Origin of the sequence: Corynebacterium hiratae, from assembly GCF_009708045.1 — a bacterium.
Classification (GTDB): domain Bacteria; phylum Actinomycetota; class Actinomycetes; order Mycobacteriales; family Mycobacteriaceae; genus Corynebacterium; species Corynebacterium hiratae.
The window spans coordinates 1-16,618 of record NZ_VIOG01000013.1; the positions used below are offsets into that span (position 1 = coordinate 1).

The 16,618-nt window shown below is 61.7% G+C and carries 14 protein-coding genes, 1 tRNA gene and 2 pseudogenes; 11 read left to right on the forward strand and 6 right to left on the reverse strand.

Features of this window, described 5'->3' with window-relative positions:
* Window positions 1-219: 219 nt before the first annotated feature.
* Window positions 220-1,542: a YkvI family membrane protein gene (locus tag FME68_RS10595; RefSeq protein ID WP_158397528.1), complete on the reverse strand. Its 1,323-nt coding sequence runs from the start codon at window positions 1,540-1,542 to the stop codon at window positions 220-222.
* Window positions 1,543-1,820: 278 nt separating this feature from the next.
* A pseudogene (locus FME68_RS10600) lies at window positions 1,821-2,368 on the reverse strand (RNA polymerase sigma factor).
* A gap of 174 nt (window positions 2,369-2,542) precedes the next feature.
* Between FME68_RS10600 and FME68_RS10605 the strand changes: the two are divergent.
* The 3 genes from FME68_RS10605 to FME68_RS10615 all read left to right on the forward strand — a co-directional run bounded on the left by FME68_RS10605 (window position 2,543) and on the right by FME68_RS10615 (window position 7,449).
* Window positions 2,543-4,099 carry a catalase gene (locus FME68_RS10605; protein ID WP_144012811.1) on the forward strand — a complete coding sequence of 519 codons (1,557 nt, stop codon included), beginning with the start codon at window positions 2,543-2,545 and terminating at the stop codon, window positions 4,097-4,099.
* Window positions 4,100-4,227: 128 nt separating this feature from the next.
* On the forward strand, window positions 4,228-5,679 hold the full coding sequence (locus FME68_RS10610) for a hypothetical protein (RefSeq protein WP_158397530.1): 1,452 nt from the start codon (window positions 4,228-4,230) through the stop codon (window positions 5,677-5,679).
* Between the two features lie 264 nt (window positions 5,680-5,943).
* Complete coding sequence (locus FME68_RS10615) at window positions 5,944-7,449, forward strand: hypothetical protein (protein ID WP_328287819.1); 1,506 nt, start codon at window positions 5,944-5,946, stop codon at window positions 7,447-7,449.
* Between the two features lie 66 nt (window positions 7,450-7,515).
* On the opposite strand, the gene FME68_RS10620 is transcribed toward FME68_RS10615, so the two are convergent.
* Both FME68_RS10620 and FME68_RS10625 read right to left on the reverse strand, forming a co-directional pair.
* A tRNA-Pro gene (locus FME68_RS10620) sits at window positions 7,516-7,592 on the reverse strand.
* 81 nt (window positions 7,593-7,673) lie between these two features.
* Entirely contained in the window at window positions 7,674-8,579 is a 906-nt protein-coding gene (locus FME68_RS10625; protein WP_070509590.1) for a metallophosphoesterase, read from the reverse strand.
* Between the two features lie 41 nt (window positions 8,580-8,620).
* Here FME68_RS10625 and FME68_RS10630 point away from each other — a divergent pair, with 41 nt between their 5' ends.
* On the forward strand, window positions 8,621-9,085 hold the full coding sequence (locus FME68_RS10630; protein WP_070509571.1) for a GatB/YqeY domain-containing protein: 465 nt from the start codon (window positions 8,621-8,623) through the stop codon (window positions 9,083-9,085).
* 100 nt (window positions 9,086-9,185) lie between these two features.
* Here the strand turns inward: FME68_RS10630 and FME68_RS10635 are convergent, their stop codons facing one another.
* The gene (locus FME68_RS10635) at window positions 9,186-11,621 is read right to left on the reverse strand and encodes a transglycosylase domain-containing protein (RefSeq protein WP_328287820.1); all 2,436 of its coding nucleotides are present in this window, start codon (window positions 11,619-11,621) and stop codon (window positions 9,186-9,188) included.
* A gap of 177 nt (window positions 11,622-11,798) precedes the next feature.
* Here FME68_RS10635 and FME68_RS10640 point away from each other — a divergent pair, with 177 nt between their 5' ends.
* Genes FME68_RS10640 through FME68_RS10655 form a run of 4 tightly spaced genes read left to right on the forward strand, consistent with a single transcriptional unit; the run spans window position 11,799 to window position 13,598 of the window.
* Window positions 11,799-12,134 carry a WhiB family transcriptional regulator gene (locus FME68_RS10640; protein WP_175974779.1) on the forward strand — a complete coding sequence of 112 codons (336 nt, stop codon included), beginning with the start codon at window positions 11,799-11,801 and terminating at the stop codon, window positions 12,132-12,134.
* A 13-nt stretch (window positions 12,135-12,147) separates the two neighbouring features.
* Entirely contained in the window at window positions 12,148-12,309 is a 162-nt protein-coding gene (sp36, locus tag FME68_RS10645) for a Sp36 family protein (RefSeq protein WP_010189965.1), read from the forward strand.
* Window positions 12,309-12,767 carry a RidA family protein gene (locus FME68_RS10650; RefSeq protein ID WP_158397532.1) on the forward strand — a complete coding sequence of 153 codons (459 nt, stop codon included), beginning with the start codon at window positions 12,309-12,311 and terminating at the stop codon, window positions 12,765-12,767. The genes sp36 and FME68_RS10650 overlap by 1 nt, the downstream gene beginning before the upstream one ends.
* 18 nt (window positions 12,768-12,785) lie before the next feature.
* Window positions 12,786-13,598 (forward strand): MBL fold metallo-hydrolase, encoded by an 813-nt coding sequence (locus FME68_RS10655; RefSeq protein WP_070509573.1) that lies wholly within the window; start codon window positions 12,786-12,788, stop codon window positions 13,596-13,598.
* A 97-nt stretch (window positions 13,599-13,695) separates the two neighbouring features.
* Here FME68_RS10655 and glxR read toward each other — a convergent pair whose 3' ends face one another.
* Window positions 13,696-14,379: a CRP-like cAMP-activated global transcriptional regulator GlxR gene (gene glxR / locus FME68_RS10660; protein WP_046647888.1), complete on the reverse strand. Its 684-nt coding sequence runs from the start codon at window positions 14,377-14,379 to the stop codon at window positions 13,696-13,698.
* 300 nt (window positions 14,380-14,679) lie between these two features.
* On the opposite strand from glxR, the pseudogene nth reads away from it, so the two are divergent.
* From nth to FME68_RS10675, 3 genes and pseudogenes are all read left to right on the forward strand, one after another.
* A pseudogene (nth, locus tag FME68_RS10665) lies at window positions 14,680-15,338 on the forward strand (endonuclease III).
* A gap of 9 nt (window positions 15,339-15,347) precedes the next feature.
* Entirely contained in the window at window positions 15,348-15,917 is a 570-nt protein-coding gene (locus FME68_RS10670) for a TlpA family protein disulfide reductase (RefSeq protein WP_158397533.1), read from the forward strand.
* Window positions 15,914-16,591 (forward strand): NUDIX hydrolase, encoded by a 678-nt coding sequence (locus FME68_RS10675; protein WP_328287821.1) that lies wholly within the window; start codon window positions 15,914-15,916, stop codon window positions 16,589-16,591. Before FME68_RS10670 ends, FME68_RS10675 begins: the two co-directional genes overlap by 4 nt.
* Window positions 16,592-16,618: the final 27 nt, after the last annotated feature.

Sequence of the window (16,618 nt, forward strand, 5' to 3'; positions counted from 1 at the left end):
AATCAGACTACCGGCTACCCCCGCCGATACCCGCTTAGTGCCGAAAAAATAACCGCCACAACACCAAACCTCCAGGCCACAATGTCAAGGGTGACCTTCATCACCTAACCGTGAGCCAAGTCAGGTTTTAGAACCCGCATAAATAAGAAAAGTCCGCCCCCAGAGTGATATCTGGGGGCGGACTTTTGTGAGTAATGGGAAAGGGGGTGTGCGGAAGGGCTAGTCCTTCGGCACCTCGGGCTTCGTGTGCTCCACGAAGGTTACGGAGGGATCTGGGTCCTCGCGGTCGTATTCAATCTCATCGTCGGCCTCGAGCTCCTCGTGGATCTCATCGGCAACGGTCGAGACGAACTCTTCAGTTTCCATGTTGGAGGCCGCTGCCAGCTTGCGCAGCTCGCGCTCGTTCTTCTTGGTGAAGTGCTCGCGCGGGTCAAGGCGGCGCTTAACCAAGGTGCGGGCGCGCACGCGGCGGTCAGACTCGGAGGTGATCTTGTCGCGCTGGGTAATCCAGGTGATGACCATGACGGCAATCATGAGCAGGCCAATCCAACCCAGAATCGGGTAGACGCTGGAGACCAGCTGCTTGAAGCCAATGAAGGAGAGGATGAAGCCCACGACACAGGCGCCCGCGTAGACGGGGTAGAAGAGCTTCGGCTTCTTGCGGGTCAGGCGCTTGCCCATGGCGTAGAACATGCCGATGGCGGTGTTGAAGACCATGCCGTAGATGATGAAGGTCATGAAGTAACCCAGAGCCGGGTTCACGTGGTTGATCAGCGTCAGCACCGGCAGGTCCTGCTTGTAGACTTCCGGCGCCACCATGTAGAGGGAAACCACGAGGAGGGCAAGCAGAAGCAGGTAGAAGAAGCCACCGATGAGGCCGCCAACACCGACGGCGCGGTTATCTAGGATGTTGCCGCCGATGACGATGGACATCGAGACCGCGCACATGACGTTGAGGCCGGTGTAGTTCAGCGCAGCCAGCCACCAGTTGCTGAGCGGACTCTCGACGTTGTTGACAGCAAACTCATTGGCTTGGGACCAATCCACGTCGGTCACGATGATGGTGTAGCCGGTGGCCAGGACCACGAAGATAATGATGAAGGGCGTAATCGCGCCGATGACGTTACTGACCTTATCCACATCGAGGAGGCCTACCAGCAGGACGAGCACGAGCATAATAGCGCCGCCCACCCAGATGGGCACGCCCTCGAATTGCTGGCTGATGGTGGAGCCACCACCGGCGAACATGACGAAGCCAATGGAGAACAGCGTGGCCAGGGTGCCCCAGTCCAGGATCCGGGAGACGATAGGTCCACTGATGCTGTCATAGACTGCGGTGTGCTCGTCGGCCTGGAAGTAGGATCCGAGCTGCAAAATTGCCACGCCAGTAATAATCATGAGGGCGGAGGCGAGGAGCACGCCCCACAGGCCCATGTTTCCGAAAGCCACGAAGTACTGGAGTGCTTCCTGTCCGGAGGCAAAGCCGGCGCCGACGACGACACCAATGAAGGCCATGGAAATGGCCACTGCGCGTTTCCACATAAAGTAAAGAGGTCTCTCAATCTCACACGCGCCGGGGTAATGCCATCACGACCCAAGGTGTGGTGCGGGCAATCGGGAAAGCCTCGCGGGCCCGGTTCGACTATCGATTTATCACGTGTGCCTCGGAAAAGATTAGGCGTGGTCTATCGGTGTTTTCCAGCTGGGGCTGCGGTTTCCTTAAGGATAGGCAGTGGCGGGGGTGTCAGAATTTGCCGTTTGGCGCATGTAGATGCAGGTTCTATGGCCGGCCAAGCCGATTTGTAACGGCTCGATAACGATTAGCCGCGTTGGTTGATTAAGTCCTTGCGGGCCCGGCCACGCGGGAGCGGATAGTGCCAACACGAACCCCGGCGATCTTCGCGGCCTCCTCGTAGGTATAGCCCAGCACTTGAGTCAGGATGAGGGCTTCGCGGCGGTCTTCTGGGAGGGCGTCGATAAGCGTGCGGGCGTCGATCCACTCGCTCCACGTGCCGGCGTTTTCGGGAGTTGCTGCGAGGGCGGCGGCATCCTCGTACTCGGTGGCGGACTTGCGCGGGCGGGCCATGTCGTGGCGGATGTTATCTACCCACACGCGGCGCGCAAGCGAAAGTAGCCACGTGCGCGCTGAGGAGCGTGCAGCGAAGCGGGGGAGTGCACCGATGACGCGCAGGTAGGTCTCCTGGGTGAGATCGTCCGCGATATCGGGGCCGCCAAGGTGGGCGAGCAGGCGCCAGACATCATCTTGGGTGGACTTAATGAACTCCGTGAGGGCTGCGCGATCGCCACGGCCTGCCTTGAGGGCGAGGTCGGTGACGCGCGCATCGTCGCGCTCGGAGTGTCGTTTCACCTCCCATAACTTACCAGTCGGGGGAGGCAGGACTTGGGTGCCTCGGGCTTAAGGCCGTGAACTCTGGCAACGTCAAAAACTGTTGCGCAGGTCATTTTTTATGGGTAGGCTATGAAAGGTCCGTGATTGATAATGTAAAGCAAATTATCAACCGATCTAGGAGGCATTAACCCCATGACTAACGCTTCGAATGAGTCCGCGGCAGACAAGGTTCTAGACAAGGGCCAGCGCGCCCCGGGCGGCCCGAACACAACCCGCCCCTCCGGTCAGCCAATTGCTACTGAAAACACCAGCATCACCGTTGGCCAGAACGGCCCGGTAGTGCTCAATGACATCCACCTGATTGAAAAGCTGGCGCACTTTAACCGCGAGCGCGTGCCGGAGCGCACCCCGCACGCTAAGGGCCATGGCGCCTTTGGTGAGCTGCACGTTACCGAGGACGTCTCTGCTTACACCAAGGCCAAGCTCTTCCAGAAGGGCACCGTGACCCCGATGATGGGTCGTTTCTCCACCGTCGCCGGCGAGCAGGGCTCCCCGGATACCTGGCGTGACGTCCACGGCTTCGCGCTGCGCTTCTACACCGAGGACGGCAACTACGACATCGTGGGTAATAACACCCCGGTCTTCTTCATCCGTGACGGCATTAAGTTCCCGGACTTTATCCACTCCCAGAAGCGTCTGGGCGCCAACGGCCTGCGTGATGCTGACATGCAGTGGGATTTCTGGACCCGCAACCCGGAGACCACCCACCAGGTGACCTACCTTATGGGTGACCGCGGTACCCCGAAGACCACCCGCCACCAGAATGGCTACGGCTCCCACACCTTCCAGTGGGTCAACGAGTCCGGCGATGCCTTCTGGGTGAAGTACCACTTCAAGACCCGCCAGGGCGTGGAGAACTTCACCGACGCCGAAGCCACGGAGATGGCTGGCAAGAACGCGGACTACCACCGCGAGGACCTCTACAACGCCATCGAGGAAGGCAACTTCCCGGTCTGGGACGTCAAGGTCCAGATCATGCCGGTGGCAGAGGCTGAAGAGTACCGCTTCAACCCCTTCGACCTCACCAAGACCTGGTCCAAGAAGGACTACCCGCTGGTGGATGTCGGATACTTTGTACTCAACCGCAACCCGCGCAACTTCTTTGCGCAGATTGAGCAGGTTGCCCTGGATCCGTCCAACATTGTCCCGGGCATTGGGCTGTCTCCGGACAAGATGCTGCAGGCACGCGTCTTCGCGTACTCCGACCAGCAGCGCTACCGTATCGGACCGAACTACAAGCAGCTGCCGGTGAACCAGCCGCTCAACCAGGTCAACACCTATGAGCACGAGGGTCCGATGCAGTACCTATTCAACGCCCCGGAGGATCCGGTCTACTCCCCGAACCGCCACGCCAAGGGCGGCGGCTACCTGGATGGCGATGAGAACCTGCGCTTCAAGGAGCAGGAGACCACCACCGCGCCGGATCTCTACGTCAACCCGGACCCGGCAGGCATCGACCTGGTGCGTGCGCCTTATATCCGCCACGCTGAGGACAACGACACCGTCCAGGCCACCGACCTGTACGAGAACGTCTACGACGATGGCGCCAAGGAGCGCCTGGCGGACAACATCACCAACGCTATGGCCGGTGTGTCCCCGGAGACCGAGGAGCGCGTCTACGCCTACTGGGATGCCGTCTCCCCGCAGCTGGGCAAGCGCGTGCGCGAGCTCTTCGCTGAGAAGAAGTAATTAACGCATACGCGTTAATTACGTAACCCCAGTAGCCCCGCCGGTCTAGTTCATTGAAGCTAGTTCCTGGCGGGGCTTTTCCGCGCGCCTGACCGCTTTTGCCCAGCGTGGGCGATAGTTTCTTTTACATGACCTCACGCCTAGCTACTCCTGCCGACGCTAACCGACAGGTTGGCACCCGCGCACTCCTTCTCGCCCTCGTGCTTATTGTGCCGCTTGTTATCGGCGCGGTCGTTGCCACCGTGTCCGAGTGGCAGCCAGCCGAAGCCTGGTCCCAGGAGCAGGCGGGTGCGCCCAGCGATGGCACCATCGATCCCGCTGAGCTTTACGACGTCGCCCGCGCCCTCAGCGAAGCCAATGCCCAGGCGGGATTCCTGGCGAATGGAGCGCAGCAGCTGGCCGATGGCACCGGTGAGTTGAAGGATGGAGCCGGCGAACTGGGTGGCGGTGTGGACAAGCTGGCCGGCGGCTCGCAGGAGCTATACGACGGTCTCGTCCAGTTGCAATCCGGCACCGCCCAGCTGGGCAACGGTGCTACCGAGCTGGCCGACGGCGTCGGCGGCGCCGTCGACCAAGTCATCGGCCTGGGCGTGGTCCGCGGACAGATCCTGCAGGCCATCGACGGCACCCTCAAGGACTTGGAAGGAAACAACTCGGCGGAGGCGAAGAACATCCGCTCGCAGCTCGGTGATCTGCGCAGCCAAGTGGAGAACTTCCAATTTGACCAGTCCGTTCAGGATCAACTGACGCAGCTGAAGGATGGCTCGCGCGAGCTCTCCAACCAGTTGGCCGTGAGCGGCTACGCCTACCACGATGGCGTCTACCAAGCCACGGAGGGCGCAAAGCAGCTCAATGCCGGTATTGGTGAGCTCAACTCCAAGGTCGATGAGGCCCTGCAAGGTGTGGACAAGCTCGTTGCCGGCGCAGAGAAGGTCGACGGCATGGCGCAGCAGAACCGGTCCAAGGTGCAGGGCGCGCAGCGTGCCTTGCCCACCGTGGCCGGACCAGCTGAGGACGATAGCGCGCCTTCCCAGCTGCTCAGCCCCATCGTGGCCATGCTCCTCGCGGCTATCGCCGTCTTGGGCGGCGGGGTTATCGGAGCGCTGCTGACGCGCGTGGAGCGTCGTATCCTCGCGCTGCTGGGCGGCGCGGTGCTGATCGGAGTTGTGGTGGGCCTGCTCGTGGCACTTCTTGCTACCGGTGGAACCGCCGCGGCCGTGGCGTGGGCGGGTCTCGCGGCGGCGGGGGCCGGGGTGGCGTCGGCAAGCATTGTGTACGCACTCGTGCGCGGACTGGGGCTCGCTGGTTGGGGCCTAGGCAGCGTGCTTGGCGTAGCCCAGGTGGGCGTCGTGGGATGGGCGTGGAAAGCGGCCTCGACGGGAACCGATCTCAACGCCGCGATGAGTGCGCTCGTGCACCTCTTTCCCATGCAGTGGGCAACCTCCGCCATCACCGTGGCAGGCAATGGGGGGCAGTCCCCACAGCTGTGGACCGCGCTGGCTATTTTGGGGGTAATTTCGATCGCGGCTTTCGTTCTCGTGGGGGCACCCGCTAGGCACGAAGAAAATGGAAAAGCCTAGCTCAAAGGCCTGCGTGTGAAGCATCGACTGAGCCGGTAGAAGCGTTACAGAGTTTTTGAAGATTTATCTACCGTTGCGAGGGGAAATAGTGCTAGAGTGAGAATCGCTCACAAAGCCTACTTAGGGGGTAGGCAAACGGTTTCTCCAATCCGTTGTGAGTGATAGGGAATAGGGGCGACGCGGCTGCTGTAGGGGCACCGCGTCGTTTCCAATTTTCGGGGGTAAAATTGGCGGCACTGAACGCTGAAGCATTGGAGAATCACCGTGACCGACTCTCGCGATATCAAACCTTTTGCCGCCAGCCGTGGTCCCAAAATAACGTCAGTCGGCGCTATCGTCGGTGCAGTAGTGGCGGGAGGTCTGCTGCTCGGAGGTATTGGTGCGGGCGCGAGCTTGGCGGTCTTCGATGCGCCGGAGCGTGCCGATTTTCTCATGCAGCCCGCGCAGCGCGAGGTACAGGCCGACATCATGGACCCCGACGATGTGCTCACTCCGGAGGAGGAAGAGCGCATGCTTGGCGACGTCTCCCGGATCGCCGCCCCCGACGTGGTCCAAGGGCTGCACTACATGGTCTTTGCCAAGAACAAAGAAAACGTCAATGACTCCGTGGAGGAGTACCTGCGCGATAATCACCCCGAGCTCATTGGCAAGGATAAGTTTGCCGATGGCCAAGTCTTCGTCGGCGTCGGCCTCGATCCGCGCCAGGCCTTCGTCTTCGCGGGTGAGGACGTGGCCGAGCAGATGAAGCTGCGCAAGAATGACAGTCATCTCGAGCAGTCCATCGAAGCCATTAAACCGGGCGTGCGGGATGACAACATTCCTGCTGGTCTCTTTGCGGGTGCGGCGGCAGCGATCGACGTGGACCGTGCTGCGGATACCCAGTTTGAGAGTGCTCAAAATAACCGCGTTGGGGCGGCCATTGGTCTGGGGGTAGCGGGCCTGAGCGTTGGTGGCGCGGGTGCAGGCATCGTTGGCGGTACTCGCCGCAGCCGTCAGAAGAACGCGCAGCAGGCGCGCGAGGATTGGGATTATGTGTCGCAGACCTATACCGATGTGGCGCAGCGCCTGCGGGAGATCGATATCCGGGCGCACTCGCTGCAATCGGGTCTAGTGGATGAGCGCCTGCGCGAGGACTGGGAGGGCCTGCGCGATGACTTCCTGGCCATCGATGACAAGGTGGGTTCCCTCATGTCGATTCCGGCCGACGCGCCGGACGAGCAGTTCCGCTCACGCTCCGTGCTCATTGCTCGTGCGCGTTTGCTCTGCGAACGTGTAGAGACCGCCGAGGCTAACATCGAAAAGCTGCACCGCATCGAGAACGCTGATCCCGACACGCGCCGCTATGAGCTCTACGAGCTGGGCAAGGACCTCGCCCAGGCGGGGTACCTGGCTGCGGACATCGACTCGGCGCTTGAGCGCCACGCCAAGGAGCTGGAAGACACCGCCGTGGCCCTGTCCAAGGCGCCGAACCACCCGCAGTTCATGGAGCGCTACTTGGAGCTCTTGGACCGAACCGCGCTGCTCTCGGAGCACCTGCAAGCACAGCTGCAGAAGGAGAACGAGGCCGAGGAACGCCCCGTACGCACGCATATCTATGACTCCCACTTCTTCGCCGGCTCTGGCTACCACGGTTACGTGCCCTTCTATGTTGTGAGCACCTGGGACAGTGACGCGACTGCCGCCCGCGATAGCTCTTCCGGCAGCAGCGGCGGCGTCAACAGCGGGTTTAGCTCGGGCTTTTCCGGTTCGGGTGGCTCCTCCAGCTTCTAGGAGGGCGGACGCCCTGCCCGCCGCCCGGTGAAAACGAAAAGAACCCGCAGTTTCCTGCGGGTTTAATGGTCGGGATAACAGGATTTGAACCTGCGACCTCTTCGTCCCGAACGAAGCGCGCTACCAAGCTGCGCCATATCCCGGTGTCTCGCTCTAAGCGGTACCGGAATACTGTAACGCACCCCAGCCTGAAAGGACAAAACGGCAGCGTGGAGGGGGTAATCCTAGGCGGCCTTCTCTGTGATACGCAGCAGCGTGGCGGACGGGCGGCAGAAGAGGCGGAAAGGAACGAACTTCGAGGTGCCCAGCCCGTTGGAGACATGCATGTACATCTCTCCGAATCGGTGCAGGCCCTCCGCGCGAACGCGGTCGATGCCGCAATTGGTCACAATGGAACGTGAGCCCGCCACCTTGAAAGGCAGGCAGAGCTGGCCGCCGTGCGTGTGCCCGGACAGAGACAGCTGGTAGCCGTCGGCGGCGAACTTCTCCAGGACGCGAGGTTCCGGGGAATGCAGTAGCGCCAAGGAGAGGTCGGCGTCCTCGTTCGGGGCGCCGGCGATTTCGGAGTAGTCATCCAAATCGTGGTGCGGGTCGTCCACACCGGCGGCAGCCAGGCGAACATCGCCCACCTTGAACTCCACGCGGGCCTGGTTGGCGTCGTGCCAGCCGTGTTCCAGGAAGGCCGCGCGCATGCCCTTCCAGGGCAGGTTCACGTAGGAAGGTTCGTTCTTCTTCCCAATCAGGTAGTTGAAGGGGTTCGGGATACGCGGCGCCCAGTAGTCGTTGGTGCCGAAGCAGAACATCCCCGGGCGGCTCAGCAGCGGGCCAAGGGCGCGGAGGACCTCGGGGACCGCGCGCTCGTCGGAGAGGTTGTCACCGGTATTGATCACCAAGTGCGGGTCAAGGGCATCGAGGCCTGAGACCCACTCGATTTTGGCGCGCTGGCCCGGGATCATGTGGAGGTCGGACACGTGCAGGATACGGAACTCGGACTCCTCGCGCAGCGTACCGGGCTCCAGCAGCGGCAGGGTGTACTCCTTGAGCTCAAACTTGGTGAGTTCTGAGTGCGCCCACGCGGCAACGCCTAGGCCGGCGGCGGCGAGTCCGCCAAGAACAGGGAAAATCTTCACCTTCACCACACTACCTGGCCGGCAGGCGTAGATTGAAGGGCATGAGTGAGTTGAAAGAAACTATCCGTGCTGACCTCAAGACCTCGATGAAGGCCAAGGACAAGGCCCGTACGAGCGCCATCCGTTCTCTGCTGTCTGCCATCCAAGCGGAGGAAACTACTGGTTCCCGCCACGAGATCACCGATGAGGACATCCTCAAGGTCATCGCCCGTGAGATCAAGAAGCGCCGCGAGTCCGCAGAGGTCTACGCGGAAAACGGCCGCCCCGAGTTGGCGGAGGCAGAGCTTGTCGACGTCCCCTTCTTCGAGGCCTACCAGCCGGAGCAGCTTGACGACGACGCCCTGAACTCCCTCGTCGCTGAATCCATCGCCGAGGTTGAGAAGGACTCCGGCGAGCCGGTGACCATCAAGCAGATGGGCAACGTGATGAAGGTGGCCACCGCCAAGGCTGCTGGGCGCGCCGACGGCAAGCGCCTGTCCACCGCGGTCAAGGCCGCCCTCAACTAGCGTGCTAGCGCAGGAGCGCTAGCACCCACGCTGTAGCTCGTTTTACGCTTTAGCGCCTTGTCACGCTCTAGCCCGTTTTTACGCTTTAGCGCGCTAAGCGCTAAAGCCCGAAGAAATCCCGCACGTCGTTCGTCAAGCGGTCGACATCCTCTTGGGAGAACAGCGGGTCGGACTGAGTAGCCGGCTGGCCATTGTCCGTGCCACCGCCGTTGCCGCTCGGCGCTGATGGGGTGTAATAGCTGTAGCCAGAGGTGCCGGAGCTTGCGGAGTCGCCAGCGGAGCCGTCGGAAAGCTGCAGCGTTACCTCCGCACCCTTCTTAGTGCCGGATGCGCCGGTGATGACACGAACCACCTTGCCGTAGCCCACGCCGGGCGCGGGAACCTCGGTGGTTTTGACCACGTAGCCAGCCTTCTCCAGAGCGGAGCGGGCTTGGCTTTCGGACTTGCCCTTCAACCCGTCGATAAGCGGCGATACCGTGCCCGAATCATAAGCGCGGTCGTAGTCCGGCACCGTTCCCTTCAGCGCATCGGGAACGCGCGCGGCCATGGTGTAGAACGTTGATGCGGGCTCCTTGCCACCGAAGAGGTTGCCGTTGGCGCACTGGCGCACGGGCCCGGTGCACAGCGGGCTCGTGGTGGTGCCGTCATTGTAGATATACGGCGCGGCAGCAACCTCAGAGTTGAAGCCGAGGAATGCCGAGGACTGGTTGGACTCCGTGGTACCGGTCTTGGCGGCGGCCTTTCCGCTGAAGCCCGCAGCACGCGCAGAATCGGCCGCCGTGCCCTTTTCAGTATCGGCGGTCATGTTGTTTTCCAGCGCCTTGGCCACCTCTTTGCCCACCGCGCGTTCGCACGGGGTGTGCTTGAGGTACACCTCGTTACCGTGGGAGTCCGTGACCTCCTCGATGGGGTTCGGCTCGCACCACATGCCTTCCGACGCCACCGTCGCCCCCACGTTGGAAAGCTCGAGCGCGTTCACCGCCGTCGGGCCGAGCGTGAAGGAGCCCAGGTTGGAGTCCTTGATGTGGTCGGCGATGGAGGATTCGCCGTCGTAGCTGCCGGGCTCCTCGTAGGAGCGCAGGCCGAGCTTCACGGCGATGTCGACGATGCGCTCGACGCCAAGCTGCTCAGTGAGCTGGATGAAGGGGGTGTTGGGGGAGTAGGCGAGCGTGTCCTGCATGGTCATCGTGGAGGCGTAGCTGCCGGCGTTTTCCACGCAGTACTTGTTGGGTGGGCAGTTCTCAGCGCCGCCGAAGCCTAGCCCTTCCGCCTCGTAGCGCTTGGGCACTGCCAGTTTGTCTTTGATGCCGTAGCCCGATTCCAAGGCGGCCGCGGCGGTAAAGAGCTTGAACACGGAGCCGGCGCCGTTGCCCACCAGCGAATTGGGCTGGGGCAGGAGGGTTTCGTTGTTGGCCAGGTCGAGCCCGTAGGTGCGCGAGGACACCATGGCGAGGACTTTGCGGGAATCAGTGCCCGGCTTGATCACATTCATGACTTCCGCCACGCCCTCGGTATCCGGGGCGGTGTGGCTGCGTACTGCGTTGAGAGCTTGGTCCTGGACGTCGGGGTCAAGGGTGGTTTTCACGGTCAGGCCACCGCGCGCTAGATGCTCGCGGTCTATGCCCTTATCGGCGAGGTAGTCCATCACGTAGTCGCAGAAGAAACCGCGATCTCCCGCGCCGATGCAGCCATTGGGCAGCGTGGCGGGGCTATCCAACACCCCAAGGGGTTCTTGGGCATAGGCATCGGCGTCCTCCTGGGATAGAGAGCCGGTGTCGACCATAGCTTGGAGCACCACATTGCGGCGCTCGAGCACGCCTTCCTCGTTGGTATAGGGGTTGAGGTATTCCGAGGACTGCACCATGCCGGCGAGCATCGCTGCCTGCGGCACGGTGAGGTGCGCGGCATCGGAGCCGAAATAGGTGCGGGCGGCGGCCTCGATGCCGTAGGAGTGGTTACCAAAGGGCACGAGGTTGAGGTAGTTGGTCAGGATCTCATCCTTGGAAAGCTTGGCGTCGATATCCGTCGCCATGCGCATCTCGCGCAGCTTGCGGGCTATGGATTGCTCGGTTGCGGCTTGGCGTTCTTCATCCGTGGTGGCGTTGACGAGGAGGAGATAGTTCTTCACGTACTGCTGATCCAGCGTGGACGCGCCCTGGGAGACGCCGCCCGCGGCCAGGTTGGTCCACAAAGCGCGGACGTTGCCCTGCAGATCGACGCCTTCGTGCTCATAGAAGCGGCGATCCTCGATGGCCACAACTGCCTGCTTCATAGCGTCGGAGATCTCATCCGGCTGTACGGGATGGCGGCGCTGTTCGTAGATGTAGGCAAGGGGGTTGCCCTTGGCGTCCAAGATGGTGCTCACGCCGGGGGTATCCCCGCTGGTGAGATCCTGGATGTCCGATTGCATCGTTTCGTTCGTCCTAGCAACGGCAATGCCACTGACGCCGGCGACGGGGGCGATGGCTAGCGCGATGAGGATGCCGACCAGTGCTGTGGACAGGACGAGCTTTCCCAGGGATTTGATGACAGTCACCCTCCACACACTAGTGCTTTAGGGCGACAACCGGGAGACCCCCCTAAAGTGTGACCTGTTAGACAGGTATACCGGTCTGTGAATAGACTTACCAATGGTACATAATATTCCGTCGGGTTGAGGGTTATTCACGATCTTCCACTACGACGGGGGGAACTTGGAAGGAGTTACCTAGCCATGGCAGTCAGTGTCAAAGGTGCAGGACGGTCCGCAATGGTAAAGAATGCCTCGTTAACCTCCGAGCGTGGTGAGTGGGTTACCCAAGCCAAGTGCCGCAACGGTGACCCCGATGCGCTTTTCGTGCGAGGGGCAGAGCAGCGTAAGGCCGCGGTGATTTGCCGTCACTGCCCGGTGCTGAACGAGTGTCGCGCGGATGCCCTTGATAACCGCGTGGAGTTTGGTGTGTGGGGCGGCCTCACGGAGCGCCAGCGCCGCGCCCTTCTGCGTAAAAATCCGCACATCACCAGCTGGGCGCATTACCTTGCTGAGGGTGGCGAACTCATCGGTATTTAGTAGCATTGGGCCCATGACTAAATGGGAATATGCAACCGCGCCGGTTCTTACACACGCGACGAAACAAATCCTCGATTCCTGGGGTGAGGACGGCTGGGAGCTCGTCACTATCACCCCGGGCATGAACCCGGAGAATGTCGTCGCCTATTTCAAGCGCCCTCTGGAGGAGTCCTAATGGGTGCCCTCGCACGCTTGGAAGAACTCGGTGTCGAGCTTCCTTCTGTCGCGGCCCCTCTCGCGTCCTATATCCCGGCCATCAAGGTAGGAAACCAGGTATGGACCTCCGGTCAGCTGCCCGTCGTGGGCGGCGAATTGCCTGCCACCGGCAAGGTTGACGCAGAAGTGGACCTCGAGAAGGCACAGGAGCTGGCGCGCACGGCCGCGCTAAACGCGTTGGCTGCCATCGATGGCCTCGTGGGCCTCGACCGTGTCACCCGCGTGGTGAAGGTGGTCGGCTTCGTCGCCTCGGCTCCATCCTTTACGGATCAGGCCGCGGTTATCAACGGTGCCTCGAACTTCCTCGGGGAGGTCTTTGGTGATGCCGGTGTTCACGCGCGTTCTGCCGTGGGGGTAGCGGTCCTTCCGAAGGATTCCCCCGTTGAGATCGAAGTTATCGTAGAAATCGCTGAGTAATCGGATAGGGTTAGAACCATGGAGCATCCTGCATATAGCCAATTGCGTCCCGTGAGCCAGTCCGTCGGTGTTGTGCTGTGCGATAATCCCAGCTACACCGCCTTGGAAGGCACCAACACGTGGATCATTCGCGCCGGAGAAGATTCCCGCGCCATTGTGGTCGATCCAGGCCCAGAGGATGAGGGGCATCTCAACGTTGTGACCGCGAAAGCGGGCGAGGTAGCACTGATCCTTCTCACTCACCGCCACGATGATCACGCCTCGGGCGCTCAGCGTCTGCGCCAGCTCACCGGCGCTCCGATTCGCGCGTTCGATCCGAACTACTGCAACGGCGCGGAGGCGCTTGTCGACGGCGAAGTGATCACCGTCGACGGCATCACCCCGCAACTCGAGGTGGTCCATACCCCTGGCCACACTGCGGATTCCACCTGCTTCTTCGTATGGTCCGAAGAAGCTAAGAACTCCACCCTGGAGGGAATTCTGACCGGTGATACCATCGCTGGCCGTCACACCGTGCTCCTGTCTGAGACCGATGGTGACTTGGGTGCCTACCTGAAGACGCTGGACCTTCTCGAAGAGCGCGGCAAGGATGTAGCACTCTTCCCGGGGCATGGCCCGGACTTGGAGGACACCTCCGCGGTTGCCCGCAAGTACATTGACCGCCGCCACCACCGCTTGGATCAGATTAAAGAGGTCCGCGGGCGCCTTGGTGAGGATGTTGACGTTAAGACCCTCGTCGATGAGATGTACGACGACGTCGACCCGGTCCTTCGCCACGCCGCCGAGCAATCCACGCGCACTGCGCTGAAGTACCTCGCGGCTCAGAACTGAAACACCGCATAGGAAAATCCCCCGAGAAATTCTCGGGGGATTTTGCATTGGGCCACAGCCGCCCGGAGGCGGCATATACAGGCTCGGCCTTGAAGACCTAGCGCGCGCGGCGAGCCAAGTGCTCGGTATCGACGATGAGCACCGACTTGCCTTCCAAGCGAATCCAGCCGCGGTGGGCGAAGGTGGCCAGCGCCTTGTTGACGGTCTCGCGGGACGCGCCGACGAGCTGGGCGATCTCTTCCTGAGTGAGGTCGTGGTTCACGCGCAGTGCACCGCCCTCTTGCGAGCCGAAGCGGTTAGCCAGCTGCAGCAGGGTCTTGGCCACGCGGCCCGGAACATCGGTAAAGATGAGGTCCGCCAGGTTGGCGTTGGTGCGACGTAGGCGGCGAGCCAGCACGCGCAGCAGCTGCTGCGCAATCGCCGGATGATCAGCCACCCACTGCTTGAGCATTTCGGAGTTCATCGTGGCGGCGGTGACCTCGGTGACGCACACAGCAGACGAGGTGCGCGGGCCCGGATCGAAGATAGAAAGCTCACCGAACATATCGGACGGGCCCATCACGGTCAGCAGGTTCTCACGGCCATCCGGGGCGTGGCGAGCAAGCTTAATCTTTCCCGAGGTGATGATGTAGAGGCGGTCGCCCGGCTCTCCTTCCTCGAAAATGGTGGTGCCGCGCGGGAAACGGACGGTTTCCATTTGCTCGATGAGGTTTTGTACTGCTACCGGATCGACGCCCTGGAAAATGCCAGCGCGGGAGAGGATGTCCTGTACGCCTTCCACTGTTACTCCTTAAAGCCTGCGCAGCGAGGAAAACACTTGGACGCAAGCTGGTTTGGTCTATTTTGACGCACCTAGTCTCCAGTGCGCCACGAGGCACTGCACAACATCATACAGTGCAATTAGTCACTATTTCCACCAACGGGAAAAATAGTCACATGCCTTTACTAATCTGTTTAATTCTCGAAGGCCGTTGCCTCTAGCTTTTCCATAAGAATGGCAAACAGAGCGAGGCACAGCGGGACGAGAACAACGAGCGAAATCATGCTTTCCATTTTAACTGCCGTCACTAGAGTTATTTCTATGTCCCCTGACCTTTTTGCACAGCATGACGATGATACCGAGGAAGCGCGTGTTGCCCATATTCGTACCGCCCTCGCGGACGAATATCCCGATGCCGACTGTGAACTAGACTTCACCAACCCCCTTGAGCTACTCGTAGCGACAGTGCTTTCAGCACAGTGCACGGATGCCCGCGTCAACCAGGTCACCCCGGAGCTGTTCGCCGCCTACCCCTCCGCGCCGGATTATGCCGCCGCGGACCGCGCCGACCTTGAGCGCATTCTCCGCCCACTCGGCTTTCAGCGCATGAAGCCGGCCACCTGTTGGGCATCGGTGAAAAGCTCGTCGCGGACTTCGACGGGCAGGTACCACGCGGCATCGACGAGCTCACCTCGCTGCCCGGCGTCGGCCGCAAGACCGCGCTGGTGGTGCGGGGAAATGCCTTCGGGCTGCCGGGAATCACCGTGGATACCCACGTCACGCGCCTGAGCCAGCGGCTCGGTCTGACCGAGGCGAAGACGCCGCGGGCGATTGAGAGGGACGTCGCCAAGCGCGTGCCCGAAGAGGAACAAACCGTATTTTCTCACCGTCTCATCCTCCACGGGCGGCGCGTGTGCACCGCCCGGAAGCCGAAGTGTACGGCCTGCGTCCTCGCCCCATGGTGCCCGTCGCGGGGTTAAGGTGGAGCAATGAGCCAATATTCTCGGTGGCCCGGATACGTGAAGGTGAGCATCGCAGCCATTGTTGCGCTGGCGGCACTCGCGTTCGTCGGCGTGGTGAATCTCCTTGAGGATGATGAGCCGGAGGTCCCCGTCCCCGAGGCGCAGGAGCAAGAAATAGCCAAGCGTCCCAAGTGCCCCGAGGGGCCCATTGTTGGGGTGGACCTTCCCTGCTTAGGAGCGGCCGGTACCGCGGCGGCCAAGAACGTTCAGATCGTCACGGTGTGGGCATGGTGGTGCGAGCCGTGCCGCACGGAGCTGCCCTTCTTCGAAGATCTCGCGCGCTCACACTCGACGTGGAATGTCGTCGGCGTCCATGCGGATGCGAACGCCGCCAACGGTGCCGCGCTTCTGAGTGACCTGCAGGTCGACATCCCCAGCTATCAGGATGATGACGGCACCTTCGCCGGCCAACTGGGTCTGCCGGGCGTCATCCCCATCACCCTCGTGGTGCGCGATGGCAAGGTGGAAGAGAAGTTCATCAAACCGTTTAGCTCCGCCGAAGAATTGGAGGCGGCCGTCGAGGAGGTTCTTCAGTGAGCCGCCTGTTTCCTGCTCACGCCCCGGAGTGGCTGCGCCCGGCGCTCGGGGTTGATACAGACAAGGTCCAAGAACGCCTCATTCGGCAAGTCCCGGCCGCCAAGCGCCGGCGTGAATCGGCAGTGTTGGTGCTGCTGAAGGGCACCAGTTTTGAGGATGGTGAGGTGCTGCTCACGCACCGCTCGCCCTCGATGCGCTCGCACTCCGGGCAGATTGCTTTCCCCGGTGGGCGCAAGGACGAGGAGGACGCCTCGCTTGTCGACGCCGCCCTGCGCGAAGCCGAGGAAGAAACCGGCCTCGACCGCTCCACCGTCACGCCCCTTGAGCAGTGGAGCAAGCTGGATATCCCAGCTACCGGCAACACCGTGAGCCCGGTCCTGGCGTATTGGCATAAACCGGGTGACGTGTGGCCGGCGAGCCCCGCGGAAACCGATGATGTCTTCACCGTCCCTTTGCGGGAGCTGGCGGATCCCACGAATCGCATGATGGTGGGATTTGGCCGCTGGAAGGGGCCGGCGTTTCGGACGCGGGGCTACCTGGTGTGGGGCTTTACCGCGGGAGTGCTGTCTGGGCTGATGGATCATGCGGGCTGGAGCGTGGAATGGGATAAGAAAATGGTTCACGATCTGCGTGAATCACTCAACCGCTCCTTGAATAATGAGAAGATAGGTTAGTTTCTGCCCCTTTTAGCCCTTAAGAAA